Origin of the sequence: Nocardioides pini (genome assembly GCF_026712185.1) — a bacterium.
Lineage (GTDB): Bacteria > Actinomycetota > Actinomycetes > Propionibacteriales > Nocardioidaceae > Nocardioides > Nocardioides pini.
Window position 1 is genome coordinate 642,267 of record NZ_JAPPUX010000002.1, and the last position, 24,609, is coordinate 666,875.

General features: G+C 70.5%; 19 protein-coding genes. 9 read left to right on the top strand and 10 right to left on the bottom strand.

Features of this window, described 5'->3' with window-relative positions; genetic code table 11:
• Position 1: 1 nt before the first annotated feature.
• Positions 2-1,054, bottom strand: coding sequence for an amidohydrolase family protein (locus tag NYO98_RS09190; RefSeq protein WP_268111320.1), 1,053 nt, complete (start codon positions 1,052-1,054; stop codon positions 2-4).
• A 202-nt stretch (positions 1,055-1,256) separates the two neighbouring features.
• On the opposite strand from NYO98_RS09190, the gene NYO98_RS09195 reads away from it, so the two are divergent.
• Positions 1,257-2,780 carry an AAA-type ATPase lid domain-containing protein gene (locus NYO98_RS09195; RefSeq protein ID WP_268111321.1) on the top strand — a complete coding sequence of 508 codons (1,524 nt, stop codon included), beginning with the start codon at positions 1,257-1,259 and terminating at the stop codon, positions 2,778-2,780.
• A 48-nt stretch (positions 2,781-2,828) separates the two neighbouring features.
• Entirely contained in the window at positions 2,829-3,812 is a 984-nt protein-coding gene (locus NYO98_RS09200; RefSeq protein WP_268111322.1) for a 5'-3' exonuclease, read from the top strand.
• On the opposite strand, the gene NYO98_RS09205 is transcribed toward NYO98_RS09200, so the two are convergent.
• Positions 3,804-4,094, bottom strand: a complete 291-nt coding sequence (locus NYO98_RS09205) for a MerR family transcriptional regulator (protein WP_268111323.1) — start codon at positions 4,092-4,094, stop codon at positions 3,804-3,806. The genes NYO98_RS09200 and NYO98_RS09205 overlap by 9 nt on opposite strands.
• 143 nt (positions 4,095-4,237) lie before the next feature.
• Here NYO98_RS09205 and NYO98_RS09210 point away from each other — a divergent pair, with 143 nt between their 5' ends.
• Complete coding sequence (locus NYO98_RS09210) at positions 4,238-4,675, top strand: Hsp20/alpha crystallin family protein (RefSeq protein WP_268111325.1); 438 nt, start codon at positions 4,238-4,240, stop codon at positions 4,673-4,675.
• Between the two features lie 23 nt (positions 4,676-4,698).
• Here NYO98_RS09210 and NYO98_RS09215 read toward each other — a convergent pair whose 3' ends face one another.
• Both NYO98_RS09215 and NYO98_RS09220 read right to left on the bottom strand, forming a co-directional pair.
• Complete coding sequence (locus NYO98_RS09215; RefSeq protein WP_268111326.1) at positions 4,699-5,361, bottom strand: GOLPH3/VPS74 family protein; 663 nt, start codon at positions 5,359-5,361, stop codon at positions 4,699-4,701.
• A gap of 9 nt (positions 5,362-5,370) precedes the next feature.
• On the bottom strand, positions 5,371-5,985 hold the full coding sequence (locus NYO98_RS09220; protein WP_268111327.1) for a hypothetical protein: 615 nt from the start codon (positions 5,983-5,985) through the stop codon (positions 5,371-5,373).
• A 261-nt stretch (positions 5,986-6,246) separates the two neighbouring features.
• Between NYO98_RS09220 and NYO98_RS09225 the strand changes: the two genes are divergently transcribed.
• The 3 genes from NYO98_RS09225 (at position 6,247) to NYO98_RS09235 (ending at position 10,382) form a co-directional block, all read left to right on the top strand.
• Positions 6,247-7,404: an endonuclease/exonuclease/phosphatase family protein gene (locus NYO98_RS09225; RefSeq protein ID WP_268111328.1), complete on the top strand. Its 1,158-nt coding sequence runs from the start codon at positions 6,247-6,249 to the stop codon at positions 7,402-7,404.
• Positions 7,405-7,534: 130 nt separating this feature from the next.
• On the top strand, positions 7,535-9,580 hold the full coding sequence (locus NYO98_RS09230) for a PhoX family protein (protein ID WP_268111329.1): 2,046 nt from the start codon (positions 7,535-7,537) through the stop codon (positions 9,578-9,580).
• Between the two features lie 19 nt (positions 9,581-9,599).
• Positions 9,600-10,382: a ceramidase domain-containing protein gene (locus tag NYO98_RS09235; protein WP_268111330.1), complete on the top strand. Its 783-nt coding sequence runs from the start codon at positions 9,600-9,602 to the stop codon at positions 10,380-10,382.
• Here the strand turns inward: NYO98_RS09235 and NYO98_RS09240 are convergent.
• The 5 genes from NYO98_RS09240 to NYO98_RS09260 all read right to left on the bottom strand — a co-directional run bounded on the left by NYO98_RS09240 (position 10,355) and on the right by NYO98_RS09260 (position 14,710).
• Positions 10,355-10,969, bottom strand: coding sequence for a hypothetical protein (locus NYO98_RS09240; protein WP_268111331.1), 615 nt, complete (start codon positions 10,967-10,969; stop codon positions 10,355-10,357). The two genes, NYO98_RS09235 and NYO98_RS09240, sit on opposite strands and share 28 nt — an antisense overlap.
• A gap of 55 nt (positions 10,970-11,024) precedes the next feature.
• Complete coding sequence (locus NYO98_RS09245) at positions 11,025-11,714, bottom strand: hypothetical protein (RefSeq protein ID WP_268111332.1); 690 nt, start codon at positions 11,712-11,714, stop codon at positions 11,025-11,027.
• Positions 11,707-12,285 (bottom strand): RNA polymerase sigma factor, encoded by a 579-nt coding sequence (locus NYO98_RS09250; RefSeq protein WP_268111333.1) that lies wholly within the window; start codon positions 12,283-12,285, stop codon positions 11,707-11,709. The genes NYO98_RS09245 and NYO98_RS09250 overlap by 8 nt, the downstream gene beginning before the upstream one ends.
• Before the next feature lie 65 nt (positions 12,286-12,350).
• Entirely contained in the window at positions 12,351-13,685 is a 1,335-nt protein-coding gene (locus NYO98_RS09255; RefSeq protein WP_268111334.1) for an HNH endonuclease signature motif containing protein, read from the bottom strand.
• 386 nt (positions 13,686-14,071) lie between these two features.
• Entirely contained in the window at positions 14,072-14,710 is a 639-nt protein-coding gene (locus NYO98_RS09260; protein ID WP_268111335.1) for a hypothetical protein, read from the bottom strand.
• A 261-nt stretch (positions 14,711-14,971) separates the two neighbouring features.
• On the opposite strand from NYO98_RS09260, the gene NYO98_RS09265 reads away from it, so the two are divergent.
• The gene (locus NYO98_RS09265) at positions 14,972-16,945 is read left to right on the top strand and encodes a prolyl oligopeptidase family serine peptidase (protein WP_268111336.1); all 1,974 of its coding nucleotides are present in this window, start codon (positions 14,972-14,974) and stop codon (positions 16,943-16,945) included.
• A gap of 284 nt (positions 16,946-17,229) precedes the next feature.
• Here the strand turns inward: NYO98_RS09265 and NYO98_RS09270 are convergent, their stop codons facing one another.
• A complete protein-coding gene (locus NYO98_RS09270; RefSeq protein ID WP_268111337.1) occupies positions 17,230-21,318 on the bottom strand; it encodes an nSTAND1 domain-containing NTPase in 4,089 nt (1,362 codons plus the stop codon).
• On the opposite strand from NYO98_RS09270, the gene NYO98_RS09275 reads away from it, so the two are divergent.
• On the top strand, positions 21,301-23,088 hold the full coding sequence (locus NYO98_RS09275; protein ID WP_268111339.1) for a hypothetical protein: 1,788 nt from the start codon (positions 21,301-21,303) through the stop codon (positions 23,086-23,088). The two genes, NYO98_RS09270 and NYO98_RS09275, sit on opposite strands and share 18 nt — an antisense overlap.
• Before the next feature lie 68 nt (positions 23,089-23,156).
• Positions 23,157-24,572, top strand: coding sequence for a TRAP transporter substrate-binding protein (locus tag NYO98_RS09280; RefSeq protein WP_268111340.1), 1,416 nt, complete (start codon positions 23,157-23,159; stop codon positions 24,570-24,572).
• The last annotated feature ends 37 nt before the right edge of the window (positions 24,573-24,609 follow it).

Consider the following 24,609-nt stretch of genomic DNA (forward strand, 5'->3'; position numbering starts at 1 on the left):
GTCACACCGCCGCCATGCTGCCGATGTCGGCGGCGTCGGGCTGGCGCGGACCGGTCTCGGTCTCGTCGGCCTCGGGCAGCCGCAGCTCGGCCGGCACCTCGACGTCGTACATCTTGGCCGCGTTGAGGCCCAGGATCTTCTTCTTCTGCGCAGTGGTGATCGGCGCGTACTCCGTGAGGTCCTCGGGGATCTGGAAGTCGACGAACCTCTCGACCAGCCACCTCGGCGTCCAGAGGGCGTAGTCGGAGGAGAACTGGATCCGGTCCTCGCCCACCCAGTAGAGGAGCTCGCCGATGATCTGCGCGAAGTAGCGCGGGCGGGTGTGGATGAACGGCATCGCCACCGCCAGGCCGGCGTGCACGTTGGGCTCCTGGGTGGCGATCCAGCAGAAGTCCTCGAGGCGGGGCAGGCCGCAGTGCTCCACGACGAAGTTGAGGTCGGTGAAGTCGGTGGCGACGTGGTCCACGTCCGCGACGTCGAACGCGTCGCGGTCGAGCGGGCGGATGGTGGGGCCCTTGTGGACGTGGATGTTGGTGATGCCCAGCTCGCGGCAGACCTCGAAGTAGCGGTAGGCCCAGGGGTCGTCGAGGCGCCAGCCGCGGGACTCGCCGTGCCACTCGGCCGTGTAGAGCTTGACGCCCTTGAGCCCGAAGCGCTCGGCGTCCGCCCGCAGCTGGTCGAGGCCGGCCTCGCCGTTGCGCGGGTCGAAGTTGTGGTTGTAGGTCAGCTTGCCCGGGTTGGCCTGTGCGAGCGCAAACGCCTCCTCGGTCTGGCCGAAGCCGCGGTGGTAGAACTCGCCGAGGTACGCCGGCTGGAAGACGGCGTGGTCGACGTAGCCGTCCTCGAAGAGGTCCTTCATCAGCCGCTCGCCGCCCTGGTAGAGGTAGTCCTCCTTGGTCCAGACCTCCGACTCCGGCGAGAGGTTGGCGTGGTAGTCGTAGAAGCAGTCGATGAACTGCTGGCCGTGGACGTTCCTGATGTTCTCGGGGCGTGCGTCCCACAGGGCGATGTGGGCGTCGACGATGAAGTAGCTCTCGCCGTCCTTGGTGTACATGGGGCCTCCGGTTGCGGTGCGGGCTCGAGGTGACGGGCGTCACGGTGCGATGCCTACGGACGCTAGGTCGGTCACCGGCCGGCGCGACCGGTCGCGCTGTCTCAATCTGAGATCCGGGATCGTCTCAATTTGAGACGCCGGCGCCGCGCGCCACCCGACAGGCGGATGTAACGTCGGTCACATCCCGAAGGGGGTGGTCCACGTGGCCGACCTCGGACTCCCCGAGCGCGCACGACTCCACCGCGAGCTGCAGCGCGCCCTGCCCGCCAACCTGGTCAGCAGCGACGCCGACCACCTGCCCGGCCGGCTGGTCGCCTCCTGGCAGCGCAGCGAGGACTACGGCGTCCCGCTCGACGAGATCGAGCCCTCTTTCGTCGGGACGCTCAACGAGGAGTCCCTGTTCTTCGAGTGCGGTCGCGAGGTCCTGGCGGGGCTGCACCAGACGCTCGTGAACGAGCCCGTCTCGCTGATGCTCACCGACGCCGACGGTCTGGTCCTCAACCGGATGAGCGGCGACTCCTCGCTCCTGCGGGCGCTCGACAAGGTGCACCTCGCGCCCGGCTTCGCCTACGCCGAGCGGACCGTCGGCACCAACGGCCTCGGCCTCGCCATCGCCGACCGGGTGCCCACGGTCGTGCGTGCCGACGAGCACTACGCCCTCAGCCTGTGCACCTACACGTGCGCCGCCGTCCCGGTGCTCGACCCGCACACCGGCACGCTCGAGGGCTGCGTGAACCTCACGACGTGGTCGAGCCAGTCGAGCGACCTGCTCCTCGCGCTGGCCCAGTCCGCCGCCAGCAACACCTCGGCCCTCATGCTGGCGCGCTCGCGCGGGCAGCGGCCGCGTCCGGCCCAGCGTGGCGAGGTGTTCCGGGTCGAGACGCCGCGCCTCGAGCCCGGTTCGGGCACGCTCGCCGACCTCGGGCCCGCGTGGGCCGACGCCGTGGCGCGCGCCGCCGCCGCGATCGCCGACGGCCGCATCGTCGCCGCGGTCGGCGAGGAGGGCGCGGGCCGGGCCACCGCGCTCGCCCAGGCCATGCGCCGCGAGCACCCTCGCGAGCGCATCCTCGCCGCGTCGCCGCCGGCCCCCCAGGACAGCGAGGCGTGGATCGGGCTCTGGACGCCCGAGCTCGGCAAGCCCGACACCGGCATCCTGGTCCGCGACGTCGACCGCCTGCCCGCCTGGGTCGCTGAGCACATCCGCGACCTCGTCCTGCAGGCACGGGTGCGCTCGACGCCCGGCACCCAGGTCCCGTTCGCCCTCACCGCGACCTCGTTCGAGGCGATCCCGCCGGCGCTCGGGGCGCTGGTCGACACCGTCGTCACCGTCCCGGCACTGCGGGAGCGCACCGAGGACGTCCTGCCCCTCGCGCAGCACGTCGCCCGCCGGGTGCGCCCGCGGGGGGTCAGCCTCACCCCGTCGGCCGCGTCGGCCCTCACCGCCTGCGGCTGGCCGGGCAACGTGCGCCAGCTCGTCGAGGTGGTGACCCAGGCCTCCCGCCGCACCGACGCGGTCGACGTACGCCACCTGCCCGCCGACGTGCTCTCCGGCAGCTCGCGCCGGCTGACCCGCATCGAGGCCTTCGAGCGCGACGAGATCGTCCGCGTCATCACTCGTCCCGGCACCTCGATGCAGGACGCGGCCGAGGAGCTCGGCATGAGCCGGGCGACGGTCTACCGCAAGCTCGCGCAGTACGACATCCACGTCCCGCGGGCGGGTCACTGACGGCGGGCGGCGACCACGTCTCCGTCGGGCTCGTGCGAGCATGACCGCGTGACCCGCACCCGCCGGCTGCTGCTCGTCGTCGACGCGCCGTCGCTGCTGCACCGCAACCACCACGCGCGGTCCCACACCGGGCTCCGCGACCGGCAGGGCCGCCCGATCTGGGCGCTGCACGGGATGCTGCGCCAGATCCTCGAGTCGATCGACTCCTTCGCCCCCGACGCCGTCGTCTTCGGCCTCGACGACCGGACCGGGTCGGTGCGGCGCGACCTCTACCCCGACTACAAGGCCGGCCGCGCGGAGAAGGACCCCGAGCTCGTCGACCAGCTCGACCGCGCGGGCGCTCTGCTCGACGCGCTGGGACTGGCCACCCTGACACCGGCCGGCCTGGAGGCCGACGACGTCAACGCCTCGGGGGCGACGTGGGCGACCGCGAACGGCTGGGACTGCGTCATCATCACCTCCGACCGCGACGCCTTCGCCCACATCAGCCACCACACCCGGGTGCTGCGGCTGATCGACGGCGGCATCCACGGCTCCCCCATGCTGAACCCGGCGCGCCTGTTCAACATGTACGGCGTGCGTCCCGCCAACTACCTGGCGTTCGCGGCCCTGCGCGGCGACAGCAGCGACAACCTGCCCGGCGTGCAGGGCATCGGCGAGAAGACGGCCGCCATCCTGCTCGACGTCGCCGGCTCGATGGACGCCGTCTGGGCCGACATCGACCACAACGGAGGCACGGCCCTGCTGGGCGCCCTCGAGGACTGGTCGGCCGAGACCGGCGGCCGGCGCGTGGGCGCCACCGTCGTCCGCCGCCTCTCCGCGCCCGGCGCCCGCGAGCGCTACGAGTTCAACGTGCAGATGATGTCTGGGAGGGACGACCTCGACCTGGGCCTCACGCCCGATGTCCCGGGCTCGCGCGGGCTGCTGCCGCTCGACCTGGACCGGGTGACCAAGGTGGTCGGCTTCCTCGACAACGACTTCACGACCGACTTCGCGGTGCGGGTGCTGACGAGCCGGCCGGCGTCAGGCTGACGGCGGGTCCGACCCCTCGCCCAGCCGGGCGCGCAGCTCCTCGACCTCGTCCTCGAGCTCGAGGACACGCGCGATGCCGACGAGGTTGAGCCCGTCGGCGAGCAGGTCGCGGATGCGCTCGAGCCGCACCACGTCGTCGTCGCTGTAGAGCCGGGTGCCGCCCGCCGTGCGATCGGGCGTCAGCAGCCCCCGACGCTCGTAGACGCGGAGGTTCTGGATCTCCATGGACACCATCGAGGCGGCCACCGAGATCGCGTAGACGCCGTCGTCACTGCCTGCCACGGGCCACCTCCCGGTTCTCACGAACTTCTCAGCCGGACGGCTTGATCCTGCCTCATCGCGTGAGTATAAAAAACCTGTAACCACAAATACAGGTCGTGGACCTCGGGGTTCGGGGGTCCACCCGGCAGATCCAGGAGGAGACGATGTTGCTTCGAACCACCGACCCGTTCCGTGACCTCGACCGGCTCACCCAGCAGCTGATGGGCACGACCAACCGTCCCGCGGTCATGCCGATGGACGCGTGGCGCGAGGGCGACCGCTTCGTCATCGAGTTCGACCTCCCCGGCGTCAACACCGACAGCATCGACCTCGACGTCGAGCGCAACGTCCTCACCGTGCGCGCCGAGCGGGTGGCCCGCAACGGCGACTGGGAGCCGCTGGCCTCCGAGCGTCCGCGCGGAGCCTTCAGCCGCCAGCTTGTGCTGGGCGACAACCTCGACCTGGAGCGCATCGAGGCGGCCTACGCCGACGGCGTGCTGCGGCTTGTCGTCCCGGTCGCGGAGAAGGCCAAGCCCCGCAAGATCGAGATCCAGCAGACGGGCTCGGGCCGCAGCGGCGATCACGCCGAGCTGACCGCCTGACGGGGGCGTGGTGTCCGGCGGCCTCAGCTGCTGCCGGACACCACGACCGGCACGACCACGGCCGTGATGATCGCCGTGTTCATCGCGGCCACGGCCTTGGCGACGGCCTCGCCCGCGACGACGTCGGTCGACACCTCCTCGATGCGCTTCGCGAGGTCGCGCCTGCCGAGCGTCCCCTTCTCCTCCTCGAGCACCTTCGGGGCGACCCCGAGGCCCTGGAGGATGGAGAGCAGGCTCGCGTCGGCGAGCGTCGGCGTACCGCCCTGCAGCACGAGCCGCAGACGCTCGCGCACCCGCCGCTCGGGCTCGGGGTCGCGCACCGGGTACTTCTCGGGCACGAGCCCGAGGGCGCGCCTCTCCGTGACGTCGATGACTCCTGCCGCGCTCAACGCACCGGCGAGCTCACGCTCGACCGCGACCTTGCCATCGCTCACCAGCGACGACAGCTTCTTGCCGTCCTTCTGCTCCAGCCGCACCATCGCGGCGTCCAGGGCCGGGTGCCCGACGGGGCCGGGGACCAACACCTTCAGACGCGGGTCCTTGTCCTCGCTGAGGGTGATGCGCTCGGCGACCACGAGGTCGGTGACGACCGCGGCGGCGAGGCCGTAGCCGCGCTGCGCCGTGGCGCTCTCGGGCCGACCGTCGTCGCGGCGCAGCAGCAGGAACAGTTCTTCGGCGATGAGCATGTCGCCACGCTAGCCCGCGCGCTGCGGCTCGGGATCCGTCTCCTGGTGGAGGTCGAGGGACAGCATCCGGGCCGCGAGGTCCACCGCGGGACCGAGCAGCAGGATCACCGCGAGCGTCCCGACGCCCACGGTCGCCCCCAGCAGCCACCCACCCAGCGCTCCCCCGCCCTGGACGACGCTGTAGCTCCACTTGAACGGCACCGGCGGGTCCCACGCCAGCGCGGCCGCCTCGGCCGGCCCGGCGCCGGTGTGGCTGCCGAGGTAGAGGGCTATGCCGAGCGCCAGGACGGGGAACGCTGCCGCGAGAAGCACGATCCGCCACCCCAGCCCGTCGGGCACCGCGAGCAGGTCGAGCACCACCGAGACCGTGACCCCGACCAGCACCACCTGGACCACCGTGCCGATGCCGGGACGGACCCTCCGGAGCGCCGCGAGCGCCACCAGCACGACGCCCACGACGAGGTTGACGACCCAGAAGTCGACCCCGGTCGTGAGGGCCAGGCCGTTGACGAACGTCGAGTAGCCGTCCGAGCCCAGGTCGGCCGCCAGCAGCAGCGCCACTCCGGTGCCGAGCACGACACATCCGACGAGGAGCAGGGCGGTACGCCGGGGGCCGGGGATCACGGGCGACAGCATGTCAGGATGAACAGCAGGTGAGGCATTCGCGAACCGGGCCGCGCCAGCCTTCCGCCTGCGCCGGGGCTCGTCGTACGTTGGCGGTCCCCCCACTCGGAAGGCAGCACCCATGCGCTCTCGGCCCACCCGCCTCGTCCTCGCCGCCGTCGCGACCCTCGCCGTCGCCGGACTCGGCGCCCCCGCCCTGACCTCCCCGCCGCCGCCGGTCCCGGCGCCGCGAGCACCACGCGGCCCACGAAGCCGACGGAGGTGCGGTTCGCCACCTTCAACGCCTCGCTGAACCGCAACACGGCCGGCCAGCTCGTCACCGACCTGTCGACGCCCGGCAACGCGCAGGCGTCCCGGGCCGCGGAGACCATCCAGCGCGCCGACGCGGACGTCATCCTGGTCAACGAGTTCGACTACGCCGCGGACGGCGAGGCGGCCGAGCTGTTCCGCGACAACTACCTCGAGGTCAGCCAGAACGGCGCCACCCCGGTCGACTACCCGTACTACTACGTCGCCCCGTCGAACACCGGTGTCCCGAGCGGCTTCGACCTCAACAACAACGGCGTCGTCGGCGCCCCCGGCACCCAGGCCGGCGGCGACGACTCCCTCGGCTTCGGCCTGTTCCCGGGCCAGTACGGCCTGGTCGTCTACTCCAAGTACCCGATCGCGACCGACGACGTCCGCACCTTCCAGCACTTCCTGTGGAAGGACATGCCCGGCGCGGTCCTGCCGGACGACCCGGCCACGGCAGCGCCGGCGGACTGGTACTCCCCCGAGGAGCTCGACGTCTTCCGCCTCTCGTCGAAGTCGCACTTTGACGTGCCGATCGAGCTGCCCGGACGCAAGCCGGTCCACTTCCTCGTCTCCCACCCGACACCGCCGAGCTTCGACGGCGCCGAGGACCGCAACGGCAGGCGCAACCACGACGAGATCCGCTTCTGGGCCGACTACGTCAGCGGCGGCCGGGCCGCGTCGTACATCTACGACGACGAGGGCGGCACCGGCGGGCTCGGCCGCGGCCAGGACTTCGTGATCGCCGGCGACCAGAACGCCGACCCCGTCGACGGGGACTCGTACGACGACGCGATCCTGCAGCTGCTCGACCACCCGCGGATCCAGGACCCGACGCCCACGTCAGCCGGTGCGGTCGAGGCCACCCAGCGCGACAAGGGCATCAACCTCAGCCACCGGGGTCCGGCCGAGCGCGACACCGCCGACTTCGCCGACACGGCGCCGGGCAACCTCCGCGTCGACTACGTCCTCCCCAGCGAGCGGCTGGCGATCCACGACACCGGCGTCTACTGGCTGACGTCCGCGGACCCGCTGTTCACCCGCCTGATCGGCACCTTCCCCTTCCCGGTCACCGACCACCGCCTCGTGTGGCTCGACCTCGGCACTGGTCGGACGCACGGACGCTGATCCCGCAGCCGCTTCGCCGAGGGGCCGGCGGACGTTCACCTGGTGTCCACCCGCCGGTCCCTCGGGGGGCCACCCGGATGACGAGAGTCGGGATGTCCGTCCGACCCGACGATCTCCGGAGACTCCCCCCATGTCGCTCACCCCGACCCCGAGCCCGAACCGCCCGCTGCCCATGGCGGGCCAGACCCACGGAAACCGCAGCGCTGTCACCTGCCACCTGCGCTGCGGTGACGCCTGCTCCGCCCCGGTGCCCAACACCACCGAGACGTCCTACTTCCGCGACGTCGCCGCCACGGTCCTGAGCCGTCGCTCGGTCGTCGGCACCGGCCTCTCCGTCGCCGCGCTCACCGCGGTGCCGGTGGCCCGCGCCGCCGCCGCGCCCGCCACGCCCGCCGGCCCGCGGCCGGGCAAGGGCGGTCACGGCAAGCCCGACCACCTGCCGTTCACGCCGATCGCGCCCGCCGCCACGACCGTCGACGACGTCACCGTCCCGGCCGGCTACCGCTGGGACGCGATCCTGCGGTGGGGCGACCCGATCCTCCCCGGCGCGCCCGCGTTCGACGGCGCCCGCCAGACGCCGGAGGCGCAGGCCGGCCAGTTCGGCTACAACAACGACTACCTCGACATCATCGAGACCAACCGCGCCGGGACCGAGGCGCTGCTCGTGTGCAACCACGAGTACACCAACGAGGGCATCATGTTCCCGCCCGGCACGGACCCGGCGACCGTGATCCGCACCGCCTGGGCCGCGCACGGCATGTCCGTCGTGCAGCTGCGGCGCCGCAAGCGCGGCGACGTGTGGTCGTACGTCCCGGGCGCACGCCTCAACCGCCGCATCACCCTCGACACCCCGTTCGCCGTCGACGGCGCGGCCGCCGGGTCCGAGCTGCTCAGGACGGCGGCCGACCCGACCGGTCGCACGGTCCGCGGCACGATGAACAACTGCGCCGGCGGGACGACGCCCTGGGGCACCGTGCTGTCGGGCGAGGAGAACTTCAACCAGTACTTCCGCGCCACCGGCACCGACCCGCGGGAGGCCCGCTACGGCCTCTCCCCGACGCAGGACTCGCGCAACTGGCGCTCGGTCGACCCGCGCTGGGATGCCACCACCGCGGACCACCGCAACGAGCCCAACCGGTTCGGCTGGGTCGTCGAGCTCGACCCGAGCGACCCGGCCTCGACGCCGGTGAAGCACACTGCCATGGGCCGCTTCAAGCACGAGGGCGCCAACGTGATCGTCAACCGTGACGGGCACGTCGTGGCCTACATGGGCGACGACGAGCGCTTCGACTACGTCTACCGCTTCGTCTCCCGGGACACCATGCGCCCCGGCAACAGCCCGAAGGCCCGCCGCCACAACCTCACGCTGCTGAGCGAGGGTGACCTGTCGGTGGCGCGCTTCACCGGCGACGGTCTCGAGGACGGCCTCAGCGACGGTTCCGGCGAGTGGATCCCGCTCACCCGCGGCGGCCAGTCGATGGTCCCGGGCTTCACGCTCGAGGAGGTGCTGGTCTACACGCGCCTGGCCGCCGACGCCGTGCAGCCGACGAAGATGGACCGCCCCGAGGACGTCCAGCCCAACCTCCACAACGGCCGCATCTACGTCGCCTGCACCAACAACACCGACCGCGGCAAGGTCGGCAAGGAGGGCCCCACCGAGCCCAACCCCCGACCGGCCAACAAGGACGGGCACGTCGTGGAGATGATCCCGACCGACGGCGACCACACCGCCGACACGTTCGGGTGGAACCTGTTCCTCGTCTGCGGCGACCAGGCCTCCGCCGGGCGCTACTTCGGCGGCTGGACCGGCCCCGTCTCGCCGATCTCGTGCCCCGACAACGTCGCCTTCGACAGCCTGGGCAACCTGTGGGTGTCCACCGACGGCCAGCCGAGCGCGATCAAGGTGAGCGACGGACTGTTCAAGGTGCCCGTCGAGGGTCCCGAGCGGGGCCACGTCCAGCAGTTCCTGGCCGTCCCCTCCGGCGCCGAGACCTGTGGGCCGGTGATCCGCGACCGCGACGACTCGGTGTTCGTGGCCGTCCAGCACCCGGGTGAGGACGGCTCCTGGGCGGCTCCGCAGTCGCGCTTCCCCGACTACGTGCCGGCCGGCGCGGCACCCGCCGCCGGCCAGTTCGCCGGACCGCGCCCGACGGTCGTGCAGGTCACGCGCGCCTAGGTCGCCCTACGATCGACCCGTGCCGCGGCCCCTGATCACCACCCTCGGGGTCGCGGCCGGGTCGACGGCACTGCTGGCCCTGGCCGTCACGCAGGGCTGGCTGGGACCGGACGTCGGTCGCGGCGCGAACTTCTGCGAGCGGGCCCACGACGGGGTCGTCGCGCAGCCCGCCAACACGCTGTCGAACCTCGGCTTCGTCGTCGCCGGTCTGCTGGTCGCGAGCCATGCCCAGCGGCGCCAGGATGATCCGGCACACGCCCGGGACGTCATGTCGACCACGGTCGCCACCTTCTTCGCGTGCGTGGTCGTCCTCCTCGGGCCAGGCTCCGCCGCCATGCACGCCACCCAGAGCGAGTGGGGCGGGCACCTCGACATGCTGAGCATGTACCTCGTCGCGGGGTTCGCCGCGGCCTGGGCGTGGGTCCGCTGGACCCGGCGCGGCACCACCGCGTTCGTGACGGCGTACGTCGCCTGCGTGGCGGCGTGCGAGCTCGTCGGCCTGTGGCCGGACCCGGTCCCCGTCGTGCACTACTCCGGCAACCTCGCCTTCGGCGTCCTGCTGGTCGTGGCGGTCGTGCTGGAGACGGCTCTGTGGCGCCGCGGCGAGACCAGCCGGGTCTTCCGCCACGGCGTCGTCGCCCTGGCGTCGATGCTGGTCGCGTTCGCCATCTGGCTGCTCAGCAACGCCGGCTGGTGCGACCCCGACTCGCTCCTCCAGGGCCATGCCGCCTGGCACCTCCTCTGCTCGGTCGCGGCGTACTGGCTCTACCGGCTCTACGCCTCCGAGCTGATCAGCACCTGACGCGGCTCATCGTCCCGGTGCCGTCGCGCGGCGACCGCGCCGACCACCAGCCCCAGCAGCACGCCGGGCACCACCCACCGCCATCCGGTGAGCGAGATCCACGCCGGGTCCGGCTCAGCGGGCGCCGGAGCGGGCGCCGCAACCGCAGTCGTGTCCGCGGGGATCGAGACGACCTCGGGCGCAGCGGAGTCGTCCAGCACCTGGGTGAGCAGCGCCGCCAGCTCGTCCGGCTGGTCGACCTGCGCCCACCCGCCGGTGTCCTCCGCCGTGAAGGTCGTCATGACCCAGGCGGTCCCGTCCGGGGCGAGGTGCACCCGGTCGAAGCGCCACGGCATCACGTCGTGCACCATCCAGGTGAGGTTGTAGTCCGCACCCGCGCCACCGGGCGCCAGCGGCTTGCCGCGCGTCGCGTCGGCGGGCAGCAGCCCCAGCAAGGCGTCGTACGCCGCGTCGTCGTAGTAGAGCGCGCCGGCCGACTGGCCCGGCTGGGTGATCAGCACGCTCGTGGGCCCACCTGCCTGCGACGCCGCCGGTAGCCCGACGGCGGCGGCGAGGGCGAGTACGGCGACGGCCAGGATCCTGCGCATGGCTCCTCCTCGGGACGGTTGCGAGGGATACACCGCCGGGCCGGTCGGGGTTCCGTCAGTCGACGGACCCGGCGATCCGCGTCGCCTCGGCCAGGTCGAGGTCGCCCTCGAGCCGCAGGGTGAGGTCGCCGTCGAGCCACAGCAGGGTCGGGGCGGCCGGGCGGGACGGGAGGTCGCGCGCCGTGCCCCCGTCGGGCACCACCGTGACTCCGTGCGCAGTGGGCAGCCAGAGTGCCTCGCTCCCGGAGACGAGCAGCCGCTCGGCCCGGTCCGCGGTCTTCCAGAAGATCGGCTCGACGTCGCCGCGCAGCTCGTCGAGTCGGACCGTGCCATCCTCCGTCGTCCAGCTGAGCGACACCACGAGCCGGTCGTCCGAGACCTCGACGCGGTCGGGCGCACCGAGCGCGGAGGGCACCACCGGCGTGAAGCCCGCGAGTCGAGCCGCGCGCTCGAGGTCGGGCGAGCCCGTCGCCGCGGGCACGGCGGGCGTCTCGTCGACCGGGTCGCCCGACGTGACCGAGACACCGGGCAGGCCGAGCCACCCGCGGATCTCCGCACCCACCGGCGACGCGACGACGCCGACGCCGAGCAGGCCGGCGACCAGGCCGGCCAGCCAGCGCCGCCACCGCCGGCGGGGACGGGTCGTGGCGACGCGCTCCATCACGGCGCGCTCGAGCCCGTCGGGCACCGGCACGTGGAGGTCGGCGGCCAGCGCGGACAGCCGCTCCTCGAGAGCGTCAGGCATGGTCCACCTCCTCGATCGTGGTGGCGAGGTCGTCGCGCAGCCGCGCCAGCCCCCTGCTCAGCCGGGACTTCACCGTGCCCCGCGGCACCCCGAGCACGACCGCCGTGGCCGCCTCGTCCAGCTCGAGGAGGTAGCGGCACGCCACCACGTGGCCGAGCTTGTCGGGCAACCTCGCCACTGCCGCGAGCAGTCGCTCCCGGTCCTCCCGGTCGACCAACGCCGCAGACGGGTCGAGCAGCTCGGCCAGGAGAGGCCCGGCGTCCCGGGCCTCGCGACCGACGCGTCGTACGGCGGAGCGGTGGGCGTTGCGGGCCTCGTTGGCCACGATGCGCAGCAGCCAGGGCCGGAACGGCCGGTCCGTGCGGAACGACCCCAGCGAGCGGTACGCCTTCACCAGCGCCTCCTGCACCACGTCCTCCGCGTCGCTCCCCGCCCCCAGGAGCACCGCCGTCCGTATCGCCATCGGGGCGTGCCGGCGCACGAGGACGGCGTACGCGTCGGTGTCCCCGGCGCGCACCCGGCCGACCAGCTCGGCATCCGGCGTCGCATCGTCCTCGGCGCTGATCGTCACTCCCGTCCTGAGGGGTCCCTGCATCGTGTCTACACCGCCAGGGCGGCGGGAGTTCCCGCGGCGGCCTACGTCCGCCGGGCGAAGGTGACCTTGTTGTCCGAGTGGACGGTCATCGCGTAGCGCGAGTCGTGCGCCAGGCGATGGTGCCGGGGGCAGAGCAGACGCCCATTGAGGAGGTCGGTGAGGCCGCCGCGGGACCATGGGTCGTCGTGGTGCGCGTGACATCCGGAGGCGGTGGTCTCGCATCCGCGAGCAGTGCAGCCGCCGTCGCGCAGGCCGAGGGCGATGCGCTGGGCCTTGGTGAACAGTCGCCGCCTGCGGCCTAGGTCGAGGGGCATCGAGCTGCCGTCGAGGACGACTGGGATGATGCCGGCCTCGCACGCCAGCCGCCGGGCCTGCCCTGCGCTCATGCGGGTGCCGTCGTCCAGCATCGCGGTCGCGTGCTCGCCGAGGAGCTGCTCCAGCGTCATGGTGACCACAACGGTCGCGTTGACTCCCGCGGTGGTCGGCGTGGCATCGACCGGGTAGCGCTCGACGTACTCGATGAACGCCTCGCCGAGGCGTCGACGCAGCGGCTTCCAGCCGCCCGTCTCGTCGCGTAGGTCGGCCTCGCTGTGGCGGGCAGGGTTGGCCAGCGCGAGGAGGTGCCGCTTGAGCATCGCGCCGATGTGGGACGGCAAGGTGAAGCGTCCGTGGCATCGACCGTTGCCGTCGTCGTGGAGCTCGAAGGCGGCGGTCGCGTCGGCGCGGGACTCCTCCTGCGCCAGCGTGCTGGCCTCCTGCGACTCGGCCAGCTCCGGCGCGACCACGTCGAGGATCCGCTTGCCGAGCCTGCGCAGTGCCTTGGCGTCGTGCTCGGCTGCGGCGGCAAGGAGGTGGTCGCGTGCCTGTGCTCGGACCTCTGGGTCGATGATCCGGGTCGCGCCCTCGGCAGTGCGGACCGTCGCAGGGATCGCGTCGACCGCGTGGACGATCACGCTCGCCTGCTCCACCAACAGCTCGCCTGCGGCCAGTGCCCGGCCAGTCGGGGCGTGCAGGTCGTCCTCGAGCGCGCGTGCAAGCCTGCTCAGCCTGGCCGCGTCGGCGTGGGTGTGGCGGCTGCGCCCGGCCCACCACTGGTGAATGTGGCGCGCGCCGGTCGCGTCTCCCAGCCGCCTGCGGTCGGCCTCGGCCACCGCGCGGAACAGCTCGCGCGTGAGGCGGCTCGTCACGCCGGTCAGCTCGTCGACCAGCCGTACGACGTCGGCGTCGGACAGACCGCCGAGCGCCACCTCGCTCACCTCAGCAAGCGACGCGTGCATGCGCTCCAGCACGTGGCTCACCATCGGTGATGCCTCCGGCACGGCGCCGGGAGCTCGCCACACCCCCTCGTGGGGCTGCTCGACGGGTACGGCGCTCACTGGCTGGCCCTTCCGCGCCCTCGCCGGGCGCATGGACGACTGTGGTCGTGGGCCGATATCAGTGAGGTTCGTGCAGCCGGAGATGTGGCATCAGGGAGGACCCGAGCTCGCTCGCTCGAAACTTTGTTCGATCGTACTCCTTGCGTCTGACAGCGTCAATGATCTCGTTTCCCAAACTCCGCGGACGGGACTGGCGGAAGCATCCGCCCGCATCGGAGGGCGACACCAAGAACCGACGACCGGAGGCATAGGGCGATCGCGGCGAAGTGACGCACTGGCCGTCCAGGTGCGCATCGACGACAGCGCTCGATATCGCACTCGGTCCGACAGGCGGCCGCCAGCGGCATCGTCGAACGAGCTCAGCTGGCCGTACGGCAACGGGATGGTTAGTAGGTCGCCTGATCCGCACTTCGTACGAACGTGTTCTCGGTGATCATGCGCATCAGCGGATCCATCCGGGAGCGCTGCCGCTTGCAGTCCGTTTTGGCAGCACCTGCGATCAAGCACTCTTCTATTGCGGTCAGGCTGAGCTTGTTGCCCTGCAGGGTCCAACGGTAGGTGACAAGAACGGTGTCATGCGCGCCACTGGTGGCGAGCTGGTTGCCGTGGACAGCGAAGGTGCCGCCATCCCCTTCGGGAACGCCGTGAACCAAGATGAGGTCTCCATCGAAGAAGAATCCCAACCACCACTTGTGCTCCTTCATGAAGCCAAGTCGGGCGACGACCTCCTTGGTGTCCGGGTCGACGAGACCTTGGAAGTTGGCGATCAACCGACGTGCATCCGCGCTGCCGTACTTGTAGTCCCACGCGCCGATCAGGTTGGCGGCGGGATCGCCTGGCACTCCGACCAACTCGTCCACTGGAGTCATGTCCGAGATGGCAGAGGTTTCGTTCGCGTCACTTCGTGAAGCCTGAGCGGTGACCTGCGGTTGATCGGAGGCTGGTCCGTCGCCCGAGCAGCCGACCATCATCAGCCCGCACAAGGCGGTCGTCGCTGCTGAACTAGTCGCGCGGGTGGGCAGCATGAGGTCTCCTCGTGTGCGGTGCACAACCACGATCTCGCCGGCCGGCCACACGGTCCATAGCCTGATCGAGGTATGCACAGCGGCTCGTGCACCCAGAGTGGACCGTCAACCAGCGAGCGCATATCGGCAGGCGCGGACAACTGAAGCTACGCCGGCAGGCGGCGCAATGTCGCGCCCCGGACGGTACGCGGCGGAATGACTCACTCGACGTGCGCGCGGAATGCGGCATGATCGGGCGCATCCGAGTGGAGGGGCGGGACGGTGAGGGCCGATCCGGACAGTGGGTTCTGGTTCCACGGTGAGTGGGTTCCTGATCCCTACGAGTGGCTCGAGCGGTTCGACGATCCTGAGGTGATGGGCTGGATCGCGGAGCAGGAGGCTGCCACCCACGCGCTCCTCGACGCGGTCCCGACACGGGACCGGTTCCGCGCCGCGGTCACCCGTGCGTCGCGCTACGAACGGCTGTCACGTCCGATCCGGGCGGGCGGACGCGAGTTCGTCTGGCAGGCCGCTCCAGAGGACGAGAAGCTCGCGTTGCGGATGCGCCGCGAGCCGGACGGGCCGCTCGAGACCGTGCTCGACCCGAACACCTGGCCAAGCGCGGACGCGCTCGTGTACGCCGTACCGTCACCCGATGGCAGGCTTGTCGCCTTCGGCAAGGCGACCGGCAGCACCCACGACGCGCGGATCCACATCCTCCAGATCGACACCGGAACCGTTCTCGCCGACGAGCCCAGCGGCACGAGCCACTATCGCCCCGCGTGGCGACCGGACTCGGCGTCGTTCTTCTACCCGGCGGTCGCCGACGGCAAGGAAGTCATCCTCGAGCACCGCATCGGCACGGCCCAGGAGCGGCGGGTCTTCGGCGGTCATGCGGACTACTGGTGCTGGGTCGACGTGACCGAGTGTGGCCGGTACGCCGTCCTGTACCAGTGGGACTTCGTCCACGCCAATACTGTCTCCCTATTGAGGTTGGCCGACGACGAGCTGCTGCCGGTGGCGACGACCATGCGAGCCGTGAACCAGGTCCAGGTGGTCGACGATGATCTGCTCATCGTCACCGACCTCGAGGCACCGCGCGGCCGGCTGTGCCGGGCATCCCTGATGAGCCCCACCGTGTGGCACACCGTCATTGCTGAGAGCGCTCACACTCTGCAGACCGTCAGCGGGATCGGTGGCCACCTGTACGCGGTCTACTCCCACGCGGCGTCGCACCGGATCAGCGTGCACGCCGCCGACGGCGCCAAGATCCGCGACGTCGCACTGCCCGGTCTCGGGTCGGTCAATGGGAACGAGGGAGGCGGGGTCGTCAGCGGCGTCGTCGGGAGCTGGAACGGCGACGAGGTGTGGGTCGAGTTCCAGTCGTTCGTCCAACCCTTGTCGATCTACCGCTACGACTTCCACGATGACAAGCTCACCGGCTACCACGTTCCCGATCCGGTGATCGACGCCGTCACCGAGCAGGTCTGGTACGAGTCGGTGGACGGCACGCGGGTGTCGATGTTCATCGTGCGGCCCCGACGGACCGACGGACCACTGCCGACGCGGCTCAGCGGGTACGGCGGGTTCAACATCGACATCTCGCCGTGGTACTCACCGGTGCATACGGCCTGGCTCGAATCCGGCGGGGCGCTGGCCTTCCCCAACATTCGCGGCGGTGGTGAGTACGGACGCGAGTGGCACGAGGCGGCGGTCGGGACCAACCGGCAGAACGCGTTCGACGACTACATCTCGGCCGCCCGCTGGCTCGTCGACAACGGCCACACGACGACCGACCAGCTGGTGTCGCGCGGCAACAGCAACGGCGGCATCCTCGTCGCGGTCACCGCCCTGCAGGCGCCGGACGCGTTCCGGGCCGTGTTCTGCCGTGCGCCGCTGCTGGACATGATCCGGTTCACCCGCTTCGACAACGGGCGGAGCGCGACCGTCGAGTTCGGCTCACCCGAGGACCCGGTCGAAGGTGCGTACCTCGCCGGCTACTCGCCGTACCACAACGTCCGGCCAGGGGTCCGCTACCCGGTGATCGCATTCGTAACCGCGATGAATGACAAGCTGGCGCCGCCGTACGACCCGGTGAAGATGGTGGCCCGGATGCAGGCAGACGCGACCGACGGCGGGCCGTACCTGTTGCTGCCACTGCGCGACTCCGGGCACGGCGGCGCCACCACCCAAGCTGCGCTGATCGAGCAGGATGTCGACGAGCTTTGCTTCTACGCCTGGGCACTAGCGATGTGATTGCACACAAAAAGTTCTGCGGGATGCAGAGAAGCGAAGCCGGCTCCCCACCTGATCTCGCGCACGCGACCATGCCGCGAACGCGGCGGAATGATGCGGGTCGTTGCCCGGGGTAGGTGCCGTCGGCGGGACCAGTTCTCATGGCACGCCCCGCCTTCGATCGTTCAGCACCGTGCCAAGGCAGCGATCAATGCAATCGACGGAACCATTGGGGCTGATCAATTCGATTAGCTGACGTGCGTGAACCGGCACTAGTGGCGCTCGGTCTCCGACAACAGTTGACGTCATCGGCATACGAAGCTGTACGGGCGATCGTCGAAAGCGTCGCGCCACTCGTCCCGGGTGAGTTCCCGCCCGGCCACACGACAGGCAAATTCGGCAGCGGCCTCCGCGGAGGGGTCCCAGCGGTAGACGTTTCCGGACAGCGTCGCGACGGAGATGCTCCCGTCGGCCGCGAAGCCGGCGGATGATGACGACTCGCTGGCCGGCAGGCGCACCTGGGCGATCTCGAGCCCACGCCTCGCGTCCCAGAGCCTGAGAGTCGCAGCGACGCTGGCGACCAGGTGCGAGGCATCCGGCGACCACGCGATGGATGTGACCCGGTTGCTGGACCCAGGTCCGCTGTTCCCAACGACGGTGCCCTTCGGCAGCGTCAACACGGAGAGGTCTTCTTCTTCCCCGCCGATGCCGAGGTGGGTGTCGTCGGGCGAGAGTGAACCCACCGAGGCACTGGTGACCCCAACCGCGCCGTCCGCAGTGACGCGGCCGCTCTGCAGGTCGATCAGGTGCCACTTGGTCACCGGAACTCGCCATGTCGTGCCGCCCTTGGAGGCCGCGGACGTCACCACTGCCCAACGGCTTGTGGCTGTCACGCCAGTGGTCACAGCCGGCGCATCTATACGGTTTGTCACCTCCAGCGTCTCGGCGTCGGCAACGACGAGCTTGTTGTCCTCGGTCAGGGCGAGGAGCCGCTCCGGGCCGGCGAAGGCCAGGTCGACGACCGGGCGTGCTGCGACGCGTCGGTGCCGCAGGTCCGAACCGTCAGCCGGATTGACGACGTGCAGGCGCCCTGCGCCGTCGGCATACGCATAGCGTCGCGAGTCGGGGCTCCACGCGCCGACGCCACGCCACGTGCTCTGGGGTGTGATCACGCGTACGGCGCCGTTTGGTCGGAGCTGTCCAAGTCTCAGTTCGGGGCTCCCGGGCACGGTCTTCGAGAGCGAGGCCCACGAACCGGTCGAGCTGACGCGGACGGTTCCGTCTGACAGTGCTTGAAATCCGTCGAATGGGATGCGGGTCAAGAAGCTGCGTCGACCTTGCAGGTCCCAGGCGAGCAACGAGCCCGGCTCCCCGCCAGCCGTGTACAGGGTGTCGCTGTAGGCAGAGTAGGCGACCCCGTGCCGTGCGCCCGTTTGGAGACTGTGCTCGATCCGTCCGGACGCGACGTCCCAGACCGTGACACTTCCGTCGCCGACGTTCGCCGCGAGCGTGGTGCCGGCGGGGGAGAATGACAGGTCGGTCGCGGCGCCCTGGCTCCCAACGAGCGTGCTCAGTCTCTCCCCGGTGACGGCGTCGCGCAGATGGATACGCGATCCGTTGACCGTCGACACCGCGGCCACTCCCTCACGCAGGGCGAGTCCGGCGGCAGCAGGGGCGTCCCAGAGGAGACGTCCTGACCTCACGTCATAGGCGTGGACCGGGTTGCTGGTGAGCACGGTTCGGCCGTCGTCCGAGGTTTGGACGAGGGTGCCCTCCCGCGCCGGGATCGGGTCACCGACGAGCGCTCCGCTCGGCAGCCGCCACGTCATGACGACGGACTCTTCACCTTTCGAGAGGGCTGCGGAGAGGGTGCGTGCGTCGGGTGACAGGTCGAGCGAGTCCACTCGGGCCCCCTGTGTCGGGAGCCGTTCAAGGCGGATCCCGGCAGCTTCGAGGGTGAAGGCGTCGAGGAGTTCGATAGCTGGCCTGCGACCCGGCGCGGCCGCAGCCGCCACGAGGCCGGAGGCCGCCGTGAGTGGGGTCGTACCACGGTCGATCCGGCCGTTGCCGAGGTCAACGGTGCCGAGCGGACGCATGCTCGAGGTGAATGCGTGCAGGACATGTCGGTCGTCCAGTCCGTAGAGTCGTGCGCCGCTGCTCGCCAGGTTGCTCAGGCCTGACGCTGGTGTCGCAGAGTTCGAGATCGTCGTGGCGGTCGCGATCAGCTCGGGTCGGGCTGCAAGCACGGATGACAAGCTCCGATTCGTCACGACGCCCGGCGCGAGCCGCTGGGCAGCGACGGCAAGGAGCAACGAGAGCTGGGCGTCGGTCGTGTTGAGGGCGAGGGCTGCAACCCGGTTTGCATCAGCCTGCAGCCGCGCCGTCGAGGAGGACCGGGCCTCGAGCTCCGCCCGTCTCTGCTGACCGACGGCGAGGGCACCCGCTACCACGGCGAGCGCCGTCACCGCGGCAAGTCCTGAGGCGAGCGCTCGTAGCCGGCGGTTGCTGCGACGCTGTCGGATGAGGGCCTGCCGCTCGCGGTCCTGCTCGGTCCGGGCAGCGTCGAGACTGGCAGCCAAGAAGTCCTGCTCGGAGCGCGAGAGCTCCAGAGCCGTGGTCGCCGCCCACGCGGCTGCACGATCCAGACGCGTGCCCCGGTAGAGATCGGACGCCGGTTTGCCTGTGTCCTCCCACGCGGCGGCTGCCTGTGAGAGCTGCTGGAGCTGGCGACGACCTTCGACATCCTCGGCGAGCCACTCACCGAGCCGCGGCCAGGCTGAGATGAGCGCCTCGTGGGTGAGCGCGAGTGTGTCGTTGTCGCTGGTGACCAAGCGCGCGGCTATGAGCTGATCGACCAGGTCGTCGTCGACGGCGATCCGGTGCCGCTGCACATGGACGCGGAAGGTCTTGCCCTCGTCGTTGGTGCTGACCAGCCGGAGCATCAGCGAGCGCAGCTCGTGCTGACGCGGCTCGTCGAGCTCGGTGTACAGGGACTCGACGGTGTGGCTGATCGCGCCCCGGAGACCACCGGCGGAGAGATAGCCGTCGATGGTCAGTGTCCGTCCTTCCCGACGGCGCCAGGTCTCGACGAGGGCGTGGGAAAGCATCGGTAGGGCGGCGGGCTCATCTCCGACGTCGTCCAGCACGAGGTCGACCAGACGCTGCTCCAGGACCAGTCCCTGTTGCGCGGCCGGTCGTTCGATCACCTCTCGGAGACCGTCGTCCGCAATCCCGCCCAGCAGGAACAGCCCGCGCTCCAGCAGCCGGGCCAATGTCGGGAACCGGGACGCCTCCGAGATGCGGTCGGTCCTGATGGCCAGCACCAATGGCACGGCTTCCATCCGGCGCAGTGACTCGGCGGCCTGCTCGGCGTCGAGCGCGAACAGCTCTTCGACCTGGTCCACGACGAGGACGTCGCAACCGTCGACCGCGAGACCGGCCTGCGGCGTCGTCACGTGGACCACCAGCCCGGATCGCACGAGGGCGGGCAGCAGTCCGGCACGGACGAAGGAGGACTTCCCGATGCCACTTGGGCCGGCGATGGTCAGCACCCCCGCCTGTTCGAAAGCCCGCAACCCGTGGGCCACGTCGGCGTCGCGTCCGAAGAACTCTTCGGCGTCGGACGGTTCGTAGGCGTTGAGCCCCCGCCACGGGCAGGTCTCGGACCCGGTATCGGGAGGCCGTGGGATGAGGGCCGGGTCGCGTCTCAGGATGGCCACCTCGAGGTTCCCGAGCTCGTCGCCGGGGTCGATCCCGAGCTCGTCACGCAGTGTCGTGCGGCAGTCATCCAGCACTCGAAGGGCGTCGGCCTGGTTGCCGGTGTGGTACGCCGCTGTCGCCCAGGCCAACCAGCGCGACTCGCGCAGGGGTTCCGTTGTCGCGAGCAACCGTGCCAGCGGCAGCGCTTCGGCAGCGCGCCCGGCCGCGAGGAGCGCATCGACGCGCAGCTCCTCCGCCTGCTTCATCAACTCGCTCAACCGGCCCTGCTCGGCGACCCCGGGCGACCAATGGTCCAGGTCCTGGAACGGTGGGCCGGACCACGACTCCAAGGCGTCCTCGAGGACGAAAGCCGCGCGGTCGGACTGCCCTACATCGAGCAGGTGCCGGCCCCGGACGACCTGCCTCTCGAAGTGGTCGCATGACGTGACGACCGAGCTGGAGAGGCGGTAGCCGTTGTCGACCGTCTTGATGGCGTCACTCCCGTACGCCTTCCGCAGCCGCGAGATGCTGCCCTGGATGACCTTGTCACTGGTGGCCGGTGGGGCGCCGCGCCACAGGGCATCCGCGATCCGGTCGACAGTCGCCGCATGCGGGCGCGAGATCGCCAGCGCCCACAGGACCACCCGGTGCCGGCGGTCGAGGGCACGTTCTCCGTCGTGGGCGACGCCCGCCATGGAGCCAATCTAGTCGGGGTCACTGCTTCGCGATCCGCTCGATTTACCGGGAATTTTCCGCAGGACTACACCGTCGCGTCAGAGGCCCGGCACTCCGCCGGGTGTCCTGACGCAGAACGGAGTGACGAGATGAGGAAATGGATATGGCTGATCGGCGGCGCAACCGTCGTCACCTCAATCGGTCTCACCGCGGCGCCCACGGCGACCGCAGCGGGTGGTCCGCCGCACGCGTGTGTGTCCGGCCACGTGGATCGCTGTTTCGACTCGCTTCGCGAGGCGGTGGCCCGAGCCGTCAACGGTGACGTGGTGACCCTGACCGAGGGCACCTTCGCCGGTGGGATCACGATCAACAAGAGCATCACGGTCGTCGGCGCTGGGGAGCAGGAGACGGTCATTCAAGGAGGCGGCCCGGTGCTGACCGTCGCCGCCAGCTCGCAGTACCGGCCGGTCGTCGAGCTCGCCGACCTCACCATCAGGGGCGGGACCAACACGGGCACAGGACTGGGTGGCAAAGCCACCGGCTACAACGCGTTCGGCGGCGGCATCCTCGTACCGTTCTCCAACGGCAACAGGGGTGCCGGCGCGAGCCTCACCCTCCGCCGAGTGACGGTGGCGGGAAACAGGGCCATCCCCTCCACGACCCTCCCGTCGCCCTCGGGTGCGCAGTGCCCGGAGGGTGACTGCCCCTACGCCGGGGCCTTCGGCGGTGGCATCGCGACGGCTGGCCGGCTGACCTTGGTGGATGCCACCGTCGCCGACAACCTTGCGGGCGGCAGTGCCAGCGACGCCAACGGTGGTGGCATCTTCAGTGCGATCGGCCCTGTCGACATCACCCGCTCCAGGATCGAGGGCAACACCGCCGCCCCCGCCCCAAACACGATCGGCCGCTGGGCTGAAGGCGGAGGGATCACGATCGGCGACAGCTCCCGACCGACCACGATCACCGACTCGCACATCGCGGGCAACACCGCACGGCTAGTCACCGCCTGGCCTGCCGGGGTCAACATGGCGGCCCAATCGGGCGGCGTCTTCATGGAGGGCAACACCCAGCTCACGATGACCGGGTCGGTGCTGTCAGCCAACCGAGTCGTCGCCCACGCACCGGCCGGAGAGCCGCTCGTCATCGACGCAGCGTTGCACTACCAGTACGGCGGCGAGGGCCTCCTGCTCGAGGACACCGACATCACGAACAACACCCTGTTCGCGCGAGTGGGCACCACCGAGAACGTCGCTCCCGTGGGAGGCATCGTGGAAGTCGACGGCCACGCCGTCATGAGGGGCGTGACGATCAGCGGGAACAGCGCGACGCTCCACACCGCTCACGGCACCGCGGCGCTGAGCGGCGCACTCTTCCTCTGCGGGTGCGGCAACGGCGACGGCGGGGTGACGGACCTGACGGACGTGACTGTCACCGACAACATCAGCACCGCGAGCGCAGACCACGGATCCGTCAGGGTCTGGGGCGGTGGCATCTTCGCGGCCGACGGCACCCACCTATCGCTGAGGGCGTCCCATGTCGCCGACAACCGGTCGGTAGCGACGGCGCTCGACGGATCCGGCAACGCCGAGGTCCGTGGCGGCGGACTGTGGGCCGGACCGCTCTGGGGAGAAGACCCGTCGGTCGACCTCACCGGCTCGATCGTCACAGGGAACTCGGGGTCGGTCTCGCCCGGCGGTGCCGTGCTGGGTGGCGGCGTGTACGCCGAGGTGCCCGTGACCGGCACCGATGGGGTCACCGGGAACCTTCCCGACGACCTGCACCTGCCGTGATCGCCACGTGCCGGCCCGGACCCTTGGCCCGGGCCGGCCACTCGTCAAGCCGAAGCAGAGGAACGAGGATGATCCGCATGTCCGCTGGCACGCTGCGCGCGATGGGGGTCTGCGTCACGCTGGTCACGCTCCTCGTCGGGTGCGCGCGTCCCGCGGAGCCTCGGTCCGCTGAACCGGTACACCTGACGCTGGTGACATACGACGGGGCAGACACGCCAGGAGGGGCCCTCGTGAAGCACTTCGTCGAGGAGGTGCAGCGCGCGGACCCCAGCATCACGATCACGCCGGACTTCTCCGGTGCGCCGCATGAGCCGGACGCGGTGACTGCGGTTTCGAGCGGGACCGCAGACCTCGCCATGGTCGCGAGCCGCGCCTTCGACACCGCCGGAGTCACCACCCTCCAGGCGCTAAACACCCCTCTCTTGATCGACACGACCTCGTTGGCAAACGCCGTCGCCACGAGTGACCTCGTCCCCGACCTCCTGGCCGGCTTGGACGAGATCGAACTGATCGGCCTCGGAATCGCCCCCGAAGGCATGCGCCATCTCTTCACGGAGGCGAAGGCCGTGACGGACGTGAACGACCTCCGCGGAACGGTGGTGCGCTCACCCCAGTCGGAGGCCGTGTGGTCCTTCCTGACGGCGACGCGAGCCACGCCGATCTTCGACGACTCGATGTCCTACGACGTCTCGGAGTCCCAGTACGACCTCGAGCTCAAGTTCGACCAAACGGCCGGCAACCTCACCCTGTTCCCAAAGTACGACGTCATCGTTCTCAACGAGGAGAGTGCGCTCGAGCTGTCGACTGCCCAACTGGAGTCCCTCTGGACCGCAGCGAGTGAGACGACGACCTGGGCCGTTGCCACCACCGACAGCGATGCCGCCCGTGCCGAAGTCTTCTGTGCCAACGGCGGCAAGATCGCGGCTGCCACTCCCGCCGAGCTGGAAGAATGGCAGGCCGTGGCGCGCCCAGTCGTCCAGGACCTCCGGTCGGTGGGGACGACAGCCGACCTCATCGACGCAATCACCGACATGAAGACAGGCATCGATGCCGACGATCCAATCACCAACTGCGCGGGCGCCGGCGCGGCCGAGTCCACCGCCGGCCCACGCCTGAACGGAACCTACGAGTTCAGCGCCACGCCCCGTGAGATAGGGCGCGCAGGTATCCATGACGAGGCGTTCATCGACATCAACGCGGGCGATTACCGGATCGTGTTGGAGAACGGAACACTGACGCGGACCCATCACCTCACGTCTGGCACTCGGGCAGGTGAACAAGAGTCCGACACCGCCTCCTACACCCTCAACGGCGACAGAGTGACCTTCCGCTGGTCGCCCCAGGCAGGGGACTACACCGAGGCGAAGGTCGTGGTGCAGGACGACGGTTCCCTGAAGTTCACCGATTGGGTGGAAGGATGGACCGAGCCCAAGTTCCTGCTTCTCGACAAGGTGGTCCTGAGCTATTGGGAGCGGGTCGAGTAGCCGGTCGTGGCGTCGCGGGACCGGCGCTAGTCTCTCG

What these genes read in the sequence shown, in the direction of transcription:
- NYO98_RS09215 (WP_268111326.1), bottom strand. Translation starts at nt 5,361, where the DNA reads ATGCTCATCGCCGAAGAACTGTTCCTGCTGCTGCGCCGCGACGACGGT.
- NYO98_RS09190 (WP_268111320.1), bottom strand. Translation starts at nt 1,054, where the DNA reads ATGTACACCAAGGACGGCGAGAGCTACTTCATCGTCGACGCCCACATC.
- NYO98_RS09240 (WP_268111331.1), bottom strand. Translation starts at nt 10,969, where the DNA reads ATGCGCAGGATCCTGGCCGTCGCCGTACTCGCCCTCGCCGCCGCCGTC.
- NYO98_RS09270 (WP_268111337.1), bottom strand. Translation starts at nt 21,318, where the DNA reads ATGGCGGGCGTCGCCCACGACGGAGAACGTGCCCTCGACCGCCGGCAC.
- NYO98_RS09245 (WP_268111332.1), bottom strand. Translation starts at nt 11,714, where the DNA reads ATGCCTGACGCTCTCGAGGAGCGGCTGTCCGCGCTGGCCGCCGACCTC.
- NYO98_RS09260 (WP_268111335.1), bottom strand. Translation starts at nt 14,710, where the DNA reads ATGCTGCCCACCCGCGCGACTAGTTCAGCAGCGACGACCGCCTTGTGC.
- NYO98_RS09230 (WP_268111329.1), top strand. Translation starts at nt 7,535, where the DNA reads ATGTCGCTCACCCCGACCCCGAGCCCGAACCGCCCGCTGCCCATGGCG.
- NYO98_RS09210 (WP_268111325.1), top strand. Translation starts at nt 4,238, where the DNA reads ATGTTGCTTCGAACCACCGACCCGTTCCGTGACCTCGACCGGCTCACC.
- NYO98_RS09280 (WP_268111340.1), top strand. Translation starts at nt 23,157, where the DNA reads ATGATCCGCATGTCCGCTGGCACGCTGCGCGCGATGGGGGTCTGCGTC.